Below are 14,126 nucleotides of genomic sequence, written 5' to 3' on the forward strand. Positions count from 1 at the left end.
CAGCCAGAGCGAACTGGCGTCCCGTAGGGGATTCGAACCCCTGTTGCCGCCGTGAGAGGGCAGTGTCCTAGGCCTCTAGACGAACGGGACAAAAGGCCGGTAGCCGCCTTCTAGGCGATGTTGCGGCGGCATGCAAGCAAAGAATCATGCCCCCGCGCATTTCTGTTCATGGCTGCCCCAGCACAAGCCGCGCCGCGATGCGCCGCGCCAGCGGATCCCATATGATGATACGGTCCGCCACGCCGCCGCCTGTCAGCGCCACGGCCAGCAGCCCGTCCGCCCGCGCGGTGACCGCACGCACGGTCGTGCCGGGCGGCTCGTCAACCACCAGCGCTGCCTGCGCCGCCATGTCGGGCCCGGCCACCACGGGGCCTGCCACAGTCTTTACTGCCGCCGCCGGGGGGGCAGGATGCATCATGCGATGCACCAGCACGCCCACCAGCGCCAGCGACCCGAGGAACAGCAGAACCCCCATGCCGATCACTGCGGCGAGCAGCGCGCGCGATCCCTGTTTTTCCATTCCGTGCTTTCCGTTCCCGAATACCGTTTTTTCCGATAGACACATGCCATGAATGACACTGCCCCCCCTGCCCCGATCATCGCCACCGCCGATGATGCAGGCCAGCGCACCGACCGCTTCGTGGCCAACGCGGTCGAAAGCCTTTCGCGCTCGCGCGTCAAGTCCCTTATGGAAAGCGGGCACCTGCTGCGCAATGGCGATCCGCTGCGCGACCCGGCCGAACCCGTGCGGGCAGGCATGTGTTATGAAATTCACCTCCCCCCCGCAATCCCCGCAACACCGCAGGGCCAGGACATCGCACTCACCATATTATACGAGGACCGCGACCTGATCGTGCTCGACAAGCCCGCCGGCATGGTGGTGCACCCGGCACCGGGCAATGAGGATGGCACGCTCGTCAACGCCCTGCTTGCCCATTGCGGCGAGAGCCTGACCGGCATTGGCGGCGAAAAACGCCCCGGAATCGTGCATCGGCTGGACAAGGACACATCGGGCATCATGGTCGCCGCCAAGACCGAGATGGCGCACCAGGCCCTGTCCCTCGCCTTTGCCGAGCGGCGGATCGACCGCGCATACGAGGCCCTGTGCTGGGGCATCCCCACACCGGGCAGCGGGTCGTTCGATGGCGCAATCGGGCGCGACAAACGCGACCGCAAGCGCATGGCGGTCGTCACCGGCACCAGCGGCAAGCACGCGCTCACCCATTACCGGGTGCTGAACACCTTCCACGGCGGGCTTGCGCATGCGCAGTGCAGGCTGGCCACCGGGCGCACGCACCAGATCCGGGTGCATTTTGCCCATGCCGGGCATGCGCTGGTGGGCGACCCGGTCTATCTGCGCCGCGTTCCCGCCGCCGCCCGTGCCCTGCCGCCCACGGCAAAAACCGCAGCGCTGGATTTTGGCCGCCAGGCGCTGCATGCGCGCAGGCTGGGCTTCATCCACCCGCGCAGCGGCGAGGAGATGCTGTTTGAAAGCGCGCCGCCAGAAGACTTCCGCCAGCTTCTGGCCGATATTGCCTGATTAACAGGCATATTCATTGACAGGAGCAGGAACAATGCTTATGTTCGATGATTGTTCGCCGGGGCCGACGCCCCCAGGCTAACTGGACGTCCTGCATGAAACTGCCCAGGATGGGGGTTGCATGCGGGGACGTGAGAAGTCCAGTCGTGCGTCTAGCAGAGTGATGATGCAACCCGCCCGGTCACAATGACGTTGAGCCGGATTACAGCTGCCCCCATCCCTCTGGTACAGGAGTCCGTTGCAATGGCCTCTTCTGCTCTTATTTCCGGTCCCGAAAACAACCTGTCCAAATACCTTCGGGATATCCGCAAATTCCCCATGCTCTCCCCCGAGGAGGAGCTTCGCCTTTCCCATCGCTGGAAGGACAAGGGCGACACCGAAGCCGCGCATAAGCTTGTCACCTCCCACCTGCGCCTCGTGGCCAAGATCGCCATGGGCTATCGCGGCTACGGCCTGCCGGTGGGCGAGCTGATCAGCGAAGGCAATATCGGGATGATGCAGGCCGTGCGCCGCTTCGACCCCGATCGGGGCTTCCGCCTGGCCACATATGCCATGTGGTGGATCCGTGCCGCGATACAGGAATACATCCTGCATAGCTGGTCACTGGTGAAGATCGGCACAACCGCCGCCCAGAAAAAACTTTTCTTCAACCTGCGTCGCCTCAAAGGCCAGATGCAGGCCATCGACGATGGCGACCTCCAGCCCGAGCAGGTCAACAAGATTGCCCAGTCCCTCGGCGTGCCCGAGCAGGACGTGGTGAACATGAACCGCCGCCTCGCCGCCCCCGACCACAGCCTGAACGCGCCGCTGCGCATGGATGGCGAGGGCGAATGGCAGGACTGGCTGGTCGATGACAACGACAACCAGGAACAGACCCTGGCCGAGAGCGAGGAATATTCCGGCCGCCAGGCGCTTCTGGCCAATGCCATGAAGTCGCTCAACGACCGCGAGCGCCACATCCTGACCGAGCGCAGGCTCAAGGATGAACCGGCTACGCTGGAGGAACTCTCGCATGTCTACAACATCTCGCGCGAGCGGGTGCGCCAGATCGAGGTCCGTGCCTTTGAAAAGGTGCAGACCGCGATGAAGGCCGAAGTCGCCTCCCGCCGCGCGCTGCATACCGAAGGGACCGAAGCCTGAAATAAAGGCGGCGTTCCTTAAAGCTTTTAAAATTAAAGCCCCGCATGCCAATGGCCTGCGGGGCTTTTGCTTTGAAAACAATAAGAAGTTTCTGGTGAAGCTTTTTTCAAAAAGCTTCAAAAAAAATGCCGCCCTCCAGTAAAAGGGCGGCACCCAAAAACATCCGGTCGGCTCCGATCAGTCCTCGAACGGGTCGCGCATCAGGATGGTGTCATCACGCTCGGGGCTGGTGGAAAGCAGGGTCACCGGCGCTTCAACCAGTTCCTCGATGCGGCGGACATACTTGATGGCCTGCGCGGGCAGTTCAGCCCAGGAGCGCGCGCCCTTCGTGCTGTCCTTCCAGCCTTCCATCGTCTCGAACACGGGGCGGATGCGCTGCTGCGCGCCGGGAGCCGAGGGGAAGTGCTTCGTGGTCTTGCCGTCAAGCTCGTAGCCCACGCAGATGCTGATCTCGTCCAGCCCGTCCAGCACGTCCAGCTTGGTCAGGGCCAGGCCGTTCACGCCGCCCACGCGCACCGCGCGGCGCACCAGCACGGCATCAAACCAGCCACAGCGGCGGGGGCGGCCTGTCACGGTACCGAATTCATGCCCGCGTTCGCCAATGATGCGGCCCATCTCATCATGCAGTTCGCTGGGGAACGGCCCTTCGCCCACGCGGGTGGTGTAGGCCTTGGCAATGCCCAGCACGAAGCCGATGCTCGTCGGCCCCACGCCCGCGCCCGTGCCCGCATTGGCGGCCACGGTGTTGGAGGACGTCACGTACGGGTAGGTGCCGTGGTCCACATCCAGCATCACTGCCTGCGCGCCCTCGAACAGGATGCGCGAGCCGCCACGGCGGCTGTCATCAAGCAGATCCCACACGGGCGCCATGAAGGGCAGCACCCGGGGGGCCACGGTGTTGAGGAAGTCGAGGAGTTCCTGCTTGGTAAAGGTCGCGGCACCCAGCCCCTTGAGTAGGGTGTTGTGGTGCAGCAGCAGTTCGTCGAGCTTCCAGTCCAGCGTTTCCGGCTCGGCCAGGTCACACAGGCGGATGGCGCGGCGGGCGACCTTGTCCTCATAGGCGGGGCCGATGCCGCGCCCGGTGGTGCCAATCTTGCGCTCGCCGCGGGCAGCCTCGCGCGCGCGGTCAAGCGCACCATGCACGGGCAGGATCAGGGGGGCGTTTTCCGCGATTTTCAGCGTATCGGGCGTGACCTTCAGGCCCTGGGCGGTCACGCGGTCGATTTCCTTGAGCAGCGCTTCGGGGTCAACCACCACGCCATTGCCGATCACGCCCATCTTGCCGCGCACGAGGCCCGAGGGCAGCAGGGAGAGCTTGTAGGTCTGCTCGCCCACAACCAGCGTGTGGCCCGCATTGTGGCCACCCTGAAAGCGCACGACCACATCGGCGCGGCTGGCCAGCCAGTCCACAATCTTTCCCTTGCCCTCGTCACCCCACTGGGTGCCGATCACGGTGACGTTGGACATTTCATGCTCCTTGATATGCTGCCCGGCAGCCACTGCGCGGCCTGCCGGAAAAAACGGGGTCGGTTCAGAAAAAAAATCGGTTGAAACTTCAGGCGCCATCAACCGGCACGAGCTGGCCATCCGCCACCACCAGCGTGCAGGCCAGCAGGGCCGCCTGGGCCAGCGGGTCTTCATCGGGGCCAAGGGCGCTGACCGTGGCATAACCCGCCGCCCGCAGGGTGGCCGCCTTTTCCGCTGGGGTGCCCCAGGGCAGGAAGACGCGCGTACGGCTTGGCAGGGGCGGTGCCGCGCGCAGGATGATGTCGGGCCGCAGGGTGATGCCACAGGCCGGTTCATCATCATTGGACAGGTAGCGCCCGCCCCGGCCCAGCTCCTCGCGCTGGCCTGCGGCGTAAACGCTCACGCACACGCCGGTATGATACTGCCAGCCCCGGAACTCCACCGGGTCCACCGTCAGGCGGATGCCGGGCACGCGGGCCTCGATGGCGGCAACGGTGGCGGCCAGCCGCTCGCTCAGAACCCGCACGGCGGGCGGCAACTCAACCGCTGCCAGTTCGGCCAGCGCGCCCTGCGCCGGGCCTGCCGCGTGCAGGAGGCGGATCAGCACATCGGCCAGTGCGCCGCCATGCCGCGCTACGGCGGCGGCATCCTTGCGGTCAAGCGCGCGCATGAGCATGCCGCGCACGGTGCTCTCGAACCCGCCCGCATCAAGCAGGGCCGTGGTGAGTGCCGGCATGGTCAGGTCAAACGAGACGCCACGCACCTGCAGGGTTGCCAGACACTCGGCGGCCAAGGCCACGATTTCCGCATCCGCATGCGGGCCGTCGGGGCCGATCAGTTCCACGCCAGCCTGCGAGATCTGCCGATCCCCCTCGCCCCGGTTGCTGGCCATGAGAATGCACGGCCCGGCATAGGACAGGCGCAGCGGGCGCGGCACATCCGGCAGGCGGGTTGCGGCAATGCGGGCGATCTGGGGGGTCATGTCGGGCCGCAGGGCCATCATGCGCCGCGTATCGGGGTCCATCAGGCGGAAGGTCTGCGCCGCCACCGCCGCCCCCGCGCCCGAGAGCAGGGTGGTCTCGAATTCCAGCAGCGGCGGGGTCACGCGCTCATAACCATGGGCTGCGAACACGCGCATCAGGGTTTCGACACCCGCCGCCTCGGCCTCGGCCTCGGGGGGGAGCCGGTCCACGAACCCGGCAGGCAGAAGGGCGGGGTTGAACGGCGGGTCATCAGTCATGGCAGGGCCTATCGTGCTGCATCATGCCCCCCGTGCACGCGGCTCAGGGCATGATGGATCGGACATGGATAAGGGAGAAAGGAAGAGATCAGGCGTGTTCGCGCCGCACCTGCTCATAAGCCCAGTCAAGCCACGGCAGCACGGCCGCAAGATCGGCTGCCTCGACCGTGGCCCCACCCCACAGCCGCAGGCCCGGCGGTGCATCGCGGTAGCTGCCCACATCCATGGCAACACCTTCCTTGCCCAGCAGGGAAACAATCTTCTTCGCCGCCGCCGTCTGGGTGGCATGGTCAAGTGCCGTAAACCACGGGGCCACAATGCGCAGGCAGATGGCCGTGCTCGAGCGGTGCGCGGGAGTGGTGGCGAGGAACCGCGCCCAGTCGGATTGCGCCTCCCATGCCGCGATCGTGGCAAGATTGGCCTCGCTGCGAGCGATCAGCCCTTTCAGCCCGCCAATGCCCTCGGCCCATTTCAGCCCATCGAGCGCATCTTCCACGCACAGCATCGAGGGCGTGTTGATGGTATCGCCCTTGAAGATGCCTTCTATCAGGCCCTTGGCGTTGGTGAGGCGGAAGATCTTGGGCAGCGCGCGGGGGGGGGGCGTGGAAACCAGCCGCTCGACCGCGCGCGGGGAGAGCGCCAGCATGCCGTGGGCCGCCTCGCCGCCCAGCACCTTCTGCCACGACCATGTCACCACATCGAGCTTCTCCCACGGCAGGTCCATGGCGAAGGCGGCGGATGTGGCGTCACAGATCACCAGCCCGTCGCGCTGCGTGGGGATGGCGGCATCATAGGGCAGGCGCGCGCCCGATGTGGTGCCATTCCAGGTCAGCACCACGTCACGCGACCAGTCCACCTGCGCCAGATCCGGGATCTCGCCGTATTCGGCCTTGAGCACGCGGGCCTCGGGCAGGCTGAGCTGCGCAATGATGTCGTTGGCCCATGTGGCGGAGAAGCTCTCGAACGCCAGCACATCCACCGGGCGCGTGCCGAGGATGGACCATAGCACCATCTCGACCGCGCCCGTGTCGGATGCGGGCACGATGCCGAGCACCCAGCCCTCGGGCATGCCCAGCATGGCCTTGGAGCGGGTAATGACCTCGTTGAGCCGCGCGCGCCCCTCGGTCGAGCGGTGCGAGCGCCCCACCAGCGCACCCGACAGGGCTTGGAGCGACCAGCCCGGGCGCTTGGCGCACGGACCGGAGGAAAAGCGCGGATTGGCAGGCCGCACGGACGGCTTGGCAGTAAGGGCTTCAGGCAAGGGAGATAACGTCCTGTTCGCAACACGGGCATTGGCAGGGCAACACCGCCAACCGGTGCGCCAGACTGGTGCGAGAGGGGGGATTCGAACCCCCATGCCTTGCGGCGGTCGATTTTGAGTCGACTACGTCTACCGTTCCGTCACTCTCGCATACAGGCACCCCGCCCGGAGCGGGACGGATGATACCACGGCAATCAGTCCATGGACGTCTTGCGGACCCGCTATATCACACCGGCGGCGGCGGCTCCAGCCCCAGCATCAACGCCAGATTCTGGATCGCGGCACCCGATGCGCCCTTGCCCAGATTGTCCAGCCGCGCGGTCAGCACGGCCTGGCCCAGTTCTTCATTTCCATGCACGCGCAGCTCCATCCGGTCGGTGCCTGCCAGCGCATCTGCCACCAGCTTGGCGCAGGGTTCGGCCACCGTAATGCGGTCGGAGCCTGCGTAATGCGCGGCCAGCACCCCATGCAGGTCGGCAAGGCTGACAGTGCCGGGCAGCAGGTCGAGATGCAGCGGCACGGACACGATCATGCCCTGCGCGAAATGCCCGACCGAGGGCACGAACAAAGGCAGTTGCGCAAGACCCGCATACAGCTTCATTTCCGGTATGTGCTTGTGGCCAAGCCCCAGCCCGTACAGCTCGAACGCGGGGCCGCCATCGCGCTCATGCGCCTCGATCATGCTGCGGCCGCCGCCGCTGTAGCCGCTTACGGCATTGACCGTGATGGGGTAGTCATCAGGCACCAGTCCGGCCTTGACGAGCGGGCGCAGCAGGCCCACCAGCCCCGTGGGGTAGCAGCCGGGGTTGGACACGCGCGCCGCCCTGCGGATGCGCTCCGGCTGGGCCGCATCCATTTCGGGAAAGCCGTAAACCCAGGCCGGATCGGTGCGGAACGCGGTGCTGGCATCAAGGATGCGCGGTGCGTCATCCCCCATGGCATCGGCCATGGCCACGGCTTCCCTGGCCGCCGCGTCAGGCAGGCACAGCACCACCACATCGACGGAGGCCATCATTTCACGCCGGGCGTCAGCGTCCTTGCGGCGGGCGGGGTCGATGGAGCACAGCGTGACCGGCAGGTGCCCCAGCCGCTCGCGGATGCCAAGCCCCGTCGTGCCTGCCTCGCCATCGATAAAGACCGTTGCCTGTCCGTCGCTGCTCATGTGCCATCCATCCTGATAAGAACTTCCCGCCCTGCGGTGCGCGATCTATACAAAACCTGCGCCCGACCGCAACACAAACAGGCAGGACATACCCGATGCAAGACGCTGCAGCCCCCCTCGAACGCCTGCTCGGCATCATGGCCCGCCTGCGCGACCCAAAGACCGGCTGCCCGTGGGACCGCGTGCAGGATTTTGCCTCGATCGCGCCCTACAGCATTGAAGAAGCCTATGAAGTGGCCGACACCATCGCGCGCGAGGACTGGGATGGCCTGCCCGATGAACTCGGCGACCTGCTGCTCCAGGTCGTCTATCACGCGCAGATGGCCGATGAGAAAGGCCTGTTCGACTTCGCCACCGTGGCCACTCTGATTGGCGACAAGATGGTCCGCCGCCACCCCCATGTGTTTGGCGAGGCCGAAGCACAGGCCGGGCAGTGGGAAAACGGCAAGGCGCTCGAACGCCTCGCCCGCAACCGGCGCGGCACGCTCGATGACGTGCCCGTGGGCCTGCCAGCGCTGATCCGCGCGCGCAAGCTCTCCGCCCGTGCCGCCCGCGTGGGGTTTGACTGGGATACGGTGGGCGAGGTCGCCGCCAAGGTGGATGAGGAACTCGATGAACTGAAGGTCGAGCTTGAAAGCGGCGACCGTGACAAGATCTTTGATGAACTCGGCGATGTGCTGTTCACGCTCGCCACACTGGCCCGCAAGCTCGACATGGACCCCGAGGCCTGCCTGCGACAGGCCAGTGCCAAGTTCACCCGCCGCTTTACCGCCGTCGAGCACGACCTGGCCGACCGGGGACTGGCGCTGGCCGATGTGGACGTGAAAACCATGGAAGAGGGCTGGCAGGCGGTTAAACGCCGCGAACGTGCAGCAACAAAAGAGACTTAAAAAACAAAAGTTTCTGGGTGCCGCCTTTTTACAAAAAGGCGGCGTCTTCTGAAGCTTTTGAAAAAAGCTTCACCAAAAACTTTTATCTTTTATGCAGCAGTAAGCAACAGGTCATGCAGCGCCTGCCAGCTTGCCCGGTCCGGCGCGTAAAGCAGCCCGCCGCTGCGATCCGTCACACGATAGGGCGACCCATCAAAATGGGCGCTGTAGCCACCGGCTTCCTGATGGATCAACCAGCCTGCCAGATGGTCCCACGGCAGGGTGCGGTTGAACAGCAGGAAGTGGCAGCGCCCATCCACCAGCATCAGGTATTCATGCGCCGCACACCGGAAATCCCACGACCCCGCCACCTTGGGCAGGTTATGGGTCACGACATCACGCACGGGGGCAGGCAGGTAGCGCCACGAGGCATTGCCCGCCATCTCGTGCGCGGGCACGGCGGGGGCGACCTGCAGGCGGCGCTCGCCCCCCTTGCCATCATCGAGCCACGCACCCTGCCCGCGCGCGGCTAGGGCAGCAACATTGCAGATGGGGTCCACAATCACCCCGCCCACCACTTCGCCACCCGATACGGCAGATACCATCACGCCAAACAGCGGCACGCCTGCCGCGTAATTGGCGGTGCCATCAATCGGGTCGATTACAAAGGCCAGGTCAGCCGTGGCCAGGCCATCAAGCAGGTCGGGGCTGGCCGCCACAGCCTCCTCCCCCACCACGAGGGCTTGGGGCCAGGCCGCCTGCAGGGCCGCGGTCAGGTCGCGCTCGGTGGCTTCATCCGCCACGGTCACGATATCCATCGGCCCGCTCTTGCTGCGGATATCGGCGCGGTCAAGGCAACGGAAGGAGGGCATGACATGGCGCAGGGCTGCTTCACGCATCATCGCCACCACCTTGTGCATATCCGCCAGTGTGATCCGTTGCGTCATTGCTGCCTCCGCCCCTGTCCGTTGTTCAACCCGTCATTCCTGCTCTGCCGGGCGCCATTTTTCCACCCCGCGCGCCATCATGGCCCGACCACTCCCAAGCCTGCATGCGAGGCCCTTTTCGCAGGACTCCTGCAAGCATAAGGAAGTTTCCAGCGAAGCTTTTTGAGGAAAGCTTCTGGAAATGCCGCTTTTTTGAAAATAAGGCGGCACGCAAAAAACTCTTGGAAACTGTCTGAAAACTCAGCCCGGGAAACATCCAGAAATCATAAGACAGTTTTTGGTGAAGCTTTTTTCAAAACGCTTCGAAGAACGCCGCCTTTTTGAAAAAAAGCGGCACCCAAAAACTTTTATTATTTTTCATCAATGCGTTGTTTTCAAACAGTCTCTTGGCCAACGCCCCCATTCCTAATCGACCAGGCAGGTCACCACGCGGCCAAACTGCATCTCGAAACGCGCGCGGTTGGCGGGGGAAAGGCGCACGGTCATTTCGGCCCCTTCCTCCCCATCGCTGCGTTCGGTCACCTCGCCATGCTCATGCAGCCAGGCCATGGCCGCGCCCTCGGTAATGGGCACGCGGTAGCGCACCACTTCCATCGCGCGGGTCATGCGCTCGTCAATCGCCGCGAGCAGGTCGGGCAGGCCATCGCCGGTAATGGCGGAAATGACCACGTTGCCCGGTCGCGCGCCCACGGCATCGCGCCCGCCCACAAGATCGGCCTTGTTCAGCACCTCGATCACACGGCCCTGCCAGTCGGCCTCGATCGTGCCGTTGCGCGCCATGCCCTCAAGCACCTCGATCACGTCATTGCGCTGCGATGCGCTATCGGGGTGCGAGACATCGCGCACATGCAGGATGATGTCGGCCTCGGCCACTTCTTCAAGTGTAGCGCGAAAGGCGGCAATGAGTTCGGTGGGCAGGTCGCTGATGAAGCCCACCGTATCGGACAGGATCACCCGCCGCCCCGATGGGAGCTGGATGCCGCGCATGGTGGGGTCGAGTGTTGCAAAAAGCTGGTCCTGCGCATACACGCTCGCCCCGGTCAGGGCATTGAACAGGGTGGACTTGCCTGCATTGGTGTAGCCGACGAGTGCCACGATGGGGAACGGCACGCGCCTGCGCGCCTGCCGGTGCAGGCCACGCGTGCGCCGCACCTGCTCAAGCTCGCGCTTGAGGCGCACGATCCGGTCGCCGATCATGCGGCGGTCGGCCTCGATCTGCGTCTCGCCGGGGCCGCCGAGGAAGCCGAAGCCACCGCGCTGGCGCTCAAGATGGGTCCAGGTGCGCACCAGGCGGCTGCGCTGGTATTCCAGATGGGCGAGTTCGACCTGCAGCGTGCCTTCACGCGTGGCCGCACGCTCGCCAAAAATATCAAGGATCAGGGCGGTCCGGTCGATCACCTTGCAGCCCAGCGCGCGCTCGAGGTTGCGCTGCTGCACCGGGGTGAGGCGGGAATCGATGATGACAACGGTAATGTTGTCAGCCTTGACCGTCTCTTTAAGCGACTCGACCTGCCCGCCGCCAAGCAGGGTGGCAGGGCGGCGCGCGCGCAGCAGAAGCACCGCCTGGCACACCACCACCAGCCCGATGGAGGCGGCAAGGCCTACCGCTTCCTCCAGCCGGGCTTCGGCCGCGCGGGCATCATCGTGCCGGTCGGGGCGCTCCCATGGCAGGATGACAGCGGCGCGCGTGGCGGATGAAGGCGCCGCCACCGTCACGACGGGCTGCCATCCGTGGCTGCCGGTTCTTCCGTGTCCTCGGCCGGGGAGTCGAACAGGCTGACGGGGGTTGCGGGCATGACGGTGCTGATCGCGTGCTTGTAGACAAGCTGCGTATGCCCGTCGCGCCGCAGCAGGACGGAGAAATTGTCAAACCAGGTGATGATGCCCTGAAGCTTGACGCCATTGACGAGGAAAATGGTGACCGGCGTTTTCGACCGGCGGACGTGGTTGAGAAACACGTCCTGTACATTCTGTGAAGGTTCTTTTGCCACGGCAGGGCCTTAACTTGTTGTTTGTTGGGCGAAAATCAACACGGCACAGTCACGTGTCATGCTACGGCGTTGCCACCATCCGTATCACGGTTCGTTGTCTAGCAGGCATGCGTCAGGTGGGCAAAAGCTCATCCTGCGTTGCGATCCTCCGATGTGACGCCAAGCTGCTTGAGCTTGCGGTGCAGCGCGCTGCGCTCCATGCCCACAAAGCCTGCGGTACGGCTGATGTTCCCGCCAAAACGCAAAAGCTGCGCCTGAAGGTATTGGGTCTCGAACAGGTCACGCGCCTCGCGCAGGGGCAGGCTCATCACATCCTCGTCAGAATCGAACTTGAGCAGTGCGGGCGCCCCGTCTCCCACCGTGGAGGGCAGCATGTCGGCCCGGATGGGGTCGGTGCTGTTGCCCGGCATCATGATCAGCAGGCGCTCCATCAGGTTGCGCAGCTCGCGCACGTTGCCCGGCCACTCGTAGCTCTGCAGCGCCGCAATGGCATCGCCTGAAAGCTCGCGCATCGGCAGACCCGCGTTTTCCGCCGCGCGGTCAAGGAACATCCGGGCAAGCTCGGGTATGTCCTCGCGCCGCTCGCGCAGGCTGGGAATGCGCAGCGGCACGACGGCGAGGCGGTAGTACAGATCCTCACGGAAGCGCCCGAGCCCGATCTCGGCCTGCAGGTCGCGGTTGGTGGTGGCGAGCACGCGCACATCCACCTTCACCCGCCGCGCGCCGCCGAGCCGCTCGAAGGTCTGGTCCTGCAGCGCGCGCACGATCTTGCCCTGCGTCTCCAGCGGCATGTCGGACACTTCATCAAGCAGGAGCGTGCCGCCATGCGCGCGTTCAAGCACGCCGGTGCGCCCGCCCGCGCCATCATCGCTGCCTTCGATGCCGAACAGTTCCTCTTCAAACCGGCCCGGGGCCAGGGTGGCGCAGTTGAGCGCTATGAACGGCCCCTCCGCGCGGCGGGAACTGGCATGGATCATCCTTGCCGCCACTTCCTTGCCGGTGCCCGCCGCCCCCGAGATCAGCACGCGCGAGCCGGTCGGCGCCACGCGGTCGATCTGGTTGCGCACGGCGACAATGGCGGCGCTGCGCCCCTCGAGCACGGTGCCCGAGCCCGCGCGCAGGCGCAGCTCGGCATTCTCGCGCGCAAGGCGCGAAGCCTCGAGCGCGCGGCGCACCACCACGAGCAGCCGGTCGGCCTGGAAGGGTTTTTCAATAAAGTCGTATGCGCCATGCTGCAGGGCGGCCACGGCGGTCTCGATGGTGCCGTGGCCCGAGATCATGATGACCGGGACGGACGGCTCCTCCTTGTGCAGCACATTGAGGATGCCCAGCCCATCAAGCCGTGAACCCTGCAACCAGACATCAAGCACCACCAGCGCGGGCCGACGCTCCCTGAAGGCGGCGATGGCGGAATCGGAATCACCCGCCAGCCGCGTTTCATATCCTTCATCGGCCAGAATGCCTTCGATAAGGAGCCGTATATCCGGCTCATCATCGACGATCAGGATTTCATGCCCCATGGTCGTCCTTTATCGGCAAAATCAACGTCGACACAGCTCCCCTGCCCCTGGCATTGTCCTCAAGCCCGATGCTCCCGCCATGATCTTCAAGAATCTTCTTGACGATCGCAAGGCCCAGGCCGGTTCCCTTGGGCTTGTGCGTCACATAAGGCTCGGTCAGCCGGGCGCGATCCTCGACCGGCAGCCCGATCCCGTCATCCTCAACGCACAGGCGAACATGCGCGCCGTCATTTTCCAATGTAATACGGATGTGGCCAATGACGCCATCCCCGCCCGGTGCCCCGTCCGGCGCGCGCATGGCGATGGCGTCGGCCGCGTTCTGCAACAGGTTGGTCAGCGCCTGGCCCACCAGCCTGCGGTCGCAGCGCACGATCGGCCCCCGGTCGGGCAGGTTGACATCATAGACCAGCTCGGGGTGGGCGTTGCGTTGCAGGATCAGCGCCTCGCGCACGATGCGCGAGAGATCCTCGTTGCGCATGACGGGCTGGGGCATGCGGGCGAAGGCGGAAAATTCATCCACCATGCGCCCGATATCGCCCACATGGCGGATGATGGTGTCCACGCATTGCGCGAACGTATCGGGGTCGGATGAAATCTCGCGCAGGAAGCGGCGCTTGAGCCGCTCGGCTGCAAGCTGGATGGGGGTGAGCGGGTTCTTGATCTCATGGGCGATGCGGCGCGCCACGTCCGCCCAGGCCGCCTTGCGCTGCGCCACCTGCAGGGCTGTTATGTCATCAAACGTAACCACATAGCCCTCGGCCGGGACACCGGCCACGCTGCCCTGCATTTCCGCGCCGATTCGCACCAGCAGGGTGCTGGCGCGGCCGCCTGTGAGCACCTGCACCTCGCCCGTCAGTTCGCGCGCGCCATCATGTGCAATGCGGTCGAGCATGTCGGTGAGTTCGGGCACCACCTCGATCAGCGGATGGCCCACGCATTCGGTCATGTCGCGGTGCAGCAGCACGCTGGCCGCCCGGTTGGGCAGTTCG

General features: G+C 65.2%; 13 protein-coding genes and 2 tRNA genes. 3 read left to right on the forward strand and 12 right to left on the reverse strand.

Annotated elements, in window-relative coordinates; translation table 11 throughout:
• Window positions 1-14: 14 nt before the first annotated feature.
• Both GXY01S_RS01555 and GXY01S_RS01560 read right to left on the reverse strand, forming a co-directional pair.
• A tRNA-Glu gene (locus GXY01S_RS01555) sits at window positions 15-90 on the reverse strand.
• A 76-nt stretch (window positions 91-166) separates the two neighbouring features.
• On the reverse strand, window positions 167-520 hold the full coding sequence (locus tag GXY01S_RS01560; RefSeq protein WP_061271624.1) for a hypothetical protein: 354 nt from the start codon (window positions 518-520) through the stop codon (window positions 167-169).
• 48 nt (window positions 521-568) lie between these two features.
• Here GXY01S_RS01560 and GXY01S_RS01565 point away from each other — a divergent pair, with 48 nt between their 5' ends.
• Window positions 569-1,540 (forward strand): RluA family pseudouridine synthase, encoded by a 972-nt coding sequence (locus GXY01S_RS01565; RefSeq protein WP_061271625.1) that lies wholly within the window; start codon window positions 569-571, stop codon window positions 1,538-1,540.
• A gap of 243 nt (window positions 1,541-1,783) precedes the next feature.
• On the forward strand, window positions 1,784-2,680 hold the full coding sequence (gene rpoH / locus GXY01S_RS01570; RefSeq protein WP_061271626.1) for an RNA polymerase sigma factor RpoH: 897 nt from the start codon (window positions 1,784-1,786) through the stop codon (window positions 2,678-2,680).
• A 177-nt stretch (window positions 2,681-2,857) separates the two neighbouring features.
• On the opposite strand, the gene GXY01S_RS01575 is transcribed toward rpoH, so the two are convergent.
• The 5 genes from GXY01S_RS01575 to argC all read right to left on the reverse strand — a co-directional run bounded on the left by GXY01S_RS01575 (window position 2,858) and on the right by argC (window position 7,810).
• Window positions 2,858-4,147 (reverse strand): adenylosuccinate synthase, encoded by a 1,290-nt coding sequence (locus GXY01S_RS01575; RefSeq protein ID WP_061271655.1) that lies wholly within the window; start codon window positions 4,145-4,147, stop codon window positions 2,858-2,860.
• Window positions 4,148-4,235: 88 nt separating this feature from the next.
• Window positions 4,236-5,387, reverse strand: a complete 1,152-nt coding sequence (locus GXY01S_RS01580; RefSeq protein ID WP_061271627.1) for an ATP phosphoribosyltransferase regulatory subunit — start codon at window positions 5,385-5,387, stop codon at window positions 4,236-4,238.
• A gap of 88 nt (window positions 5,388-5,475) precedes the next feature.
• Window positions 5,476-6,648 carry a phosphoserine transaminase gene (locus GXY01S_RS01585; RefSeq protein WP_061271628.1) on the reverse strand — a complete coding sequence of 391 codons (1,173 nt, stop codon included), beginning with the start codon at window positions 6,646-6,648 and terminating at the stop codon, window positions 5,476-5,478.
• 66 nt (window positions 6,649-6,714) lie between these two features.
• A tRNA-Leu gene (locus GXY01S_RS01590) sits at window positions 6,715-6,798 on the reverse strand.
• A gap of 76 nt (window positions 6,799-6,874) precedes the next feature.
• A complete protein-coding gene (argC, locus tag GXY01S_RS01595; RefSeq protein ID WP_061271629.1) occupies window positions 6,875-7,810 on the reverse strand; it encodes an N-acetyl-gamma-glutamyl-phosphate reductase in 936 nt (311 codons plus the stop codon).
• A 95-nt stretch (window positions 7,811-7,905) separates the two neighbouring features.
• On the opposite strand from argC, the gene mazG reads away from it, so the two are divergent.
• Window positions 7,906-8,700 carry a nucleoside triphosphate pyrophosphohydrolase gene (gene mazG, locus GXY01S_RS01600; RefSeq protein ID WP_061271630.1) on the forward strand — a complete coding sequence of 265 codons (795 nt, stop codon included), beginning with the start codon at window positions 7,906-7,908 and terminating at the stop codon, window positions 8,698-8,700.
• Between the two features lie 89 nt (window positions 8,701-8,789).
• Here the strand turns inward: mazG and GXY01S_RS01605 are convergent, their stop codons facing one another.
• The 5 genes from GXY01S_RS01605 to GXY01S_RS01625 all read right to left on the reverse strand — a co-directional run.
• A complete protein-coding gene (locus GXY01S_RS01605; RefSeq protein WP_061271631.1) occupies window positions 8,790-9,626 on the reverse strand; it encodes an inositol monophosphatase family protein in 837 nt (278 codons plus the stop codon).
• 405 nt (window positions 9,627-10,031) lie between these two features.
• Window positions 10,032-11,342 (reverse strand): GTPase HflX, encoded by a 1,311-nt coding sequence (hflX, locus tag GXY01S_RS01610; protein ID WP_061271632.1) that lies wholly within the window; start codon window positions 11,340-11,342, stop codon window positions 10,032-10,034.
• Complete coding sequence (gene hfq / locus GXY01S_RS01615; protein ID WP_061271633.1) at window positions 11,339-11,617, reverse strand: RNA chaperone Hfq; 279 nt, start codon at window positions 11,615-11,617, stop codon at window positions 11,339-11,341. Before hfq ends, hflX begins: the two co-directional genes overlap by 4 nt.
• A 128-nt stretch (window positions 11,618-11,745) precedes the next feature.
• Window positions 11,746-13,137 (reverse strand): nitrogen assimilation response regulator NtrX, encoded by a 1,392-nt coding sequence (gene ntrX / locus GXY01S_RS01620; protein WP_061271634.1) that lies wholly within the window; start codon window positions 13,135-13,137, stop codon window positions 11,746-11,748.
• The coding region (locus tag GXY01S_RS01625; RefSeq protein ID WP_255210338.1) for a sensor histidine kinase at window positions 13,127-14,126 on the reverse strand (1,000 nt) is incomplete at its 5' end. The genes GXY01S_RS01625 and ntrX, both read right to left, overlap by 11 nt.

Origin of the sequence: Komagataeibacter xylinus NBRC 15237, from assembly GCF_001571345.1 — a bacterium.
Lineage (GTDB): Bacteria > Pseudomonadota > Alphaproteobacteria > Acetobacterales > Acetobacteraceae > Komagataeibacter > Komagataeibacter xylinus.